This is a genomic window from Bartonella sp. AA126HLJHH, assembly GCF_042197425.1.
Classification (GTDB): domain Bacteria; phylum Pseudomonadota; class Alphaproteobacteria; order Rhizobiales; family Rhizobiaceae; genus Bartonella.
The window spans coordinates 1-1,119 of the sequence record NZ_JBHIRU010000093.1 but is presented as its reverse complement, the minus strand read 5'-3'; the positions used below and the strand labels follow the sequence as shown (position 1 = coordinate 1,119).

Sequence of the window (1,119 nt, the reverse complement as noted above, 5' to 3'; positions counted from 1 at the left end):
AAAAATTATCGGCTTTTTTAGCATTTTTCTGCATTTTTTCTCAATTCGTTCAAAATGGATTTAATAAGCTTCGTTTTAATTCTTTTGAAGAGAATTAAACCCCTTATACGAAAACGGAGCTCTGTTGTAACAGGGCGTGAACTGGATCATTTGCACGTGAATTATGAAACTGTAAAACCTTATCCCGTAACCTTTAAAAAAGGTAATCCAAAAGTTACAGAGATCTCTAATCCAGAAAAATTCTATTACGTGACTGAAATGAAATTCGCAAAAGCAGGTAAAGAGAAAGATAAAACCACTGTTATTTATAATAACAATATCACAATAACAGATATCCCTCTTGACGCTTGTGAGTATATCGTTAATGGTAAATCCGCTCTTGAATGGGTTATGGGGCGTCAATGTGTTAAGACTGATAAAAAGAGTGGCATTGTTAATGATGCCAATCGTTATGCTGTTGAAACCATTGGCAACCCTGCCTACCCTCTAGAGTTATTTCAGAGGGTTATTACCATAAGTTTAGAGACAATGAAAATTGTTAAGAACCTACCAAAATTAGAAATAAGAGAAACTGAATAACTTAAAAGCATGCTCACATAATGGGTATGATAAACTCATAAGGGGTATAAGGTTTTATACCTATAGGTTCTTATATCCCTTTTATAAATTGCTGACATACAATCTTTAAAAGGATAATTTATCATACGTTATTTAAAAAGAAGAAACTTGCACTTTTAGATACTCTTATTTACATTGCCTTTAAAAGATTAAACCGTAATCTAAAATGAGTGCTTTATTGTTATCAGAAGCTTTATTTAAAGAGGGTTATGTATATTCATTTTCTTATATTACTTATAGGTTTTGAATGTTTCTCCCCCCCCCCCCAAACCCTTACAAAACATAGAGCATTAGTTGTATTTATAGGTTGTATTTTGATATAGGTTGTTTTTTTTGGAAACTTGATAAAAGTTAACATATTGAAATATAATAAAATTTTATTTTTTATTGAAAAATATGTAAAGGGGGGCGTAAAAAGCACCTCCAAAACTCATAACCATAATGGTCTTGATAGCATTTATTATGATTATAATCCCTTTCTTTTGAAAGGCTTTAAAAGAT

The 1,119-nt window shown here is 30.9% G+C and carries 1 pseudogene; it reads left to right on the top strand.

Annotated features, from left to right (window positions below):
* Window positions 1-123: 123 nt before the first annotated feature.
* Window positions 124-579 (top strand): annotated as a pseudogene (locus ACFIQC_RS09885) (type ISP restriction/modification enzyme); the annotation flags it as partial.
* Window positions 580-1,119 lie beyond the last annotated feature (540 nt).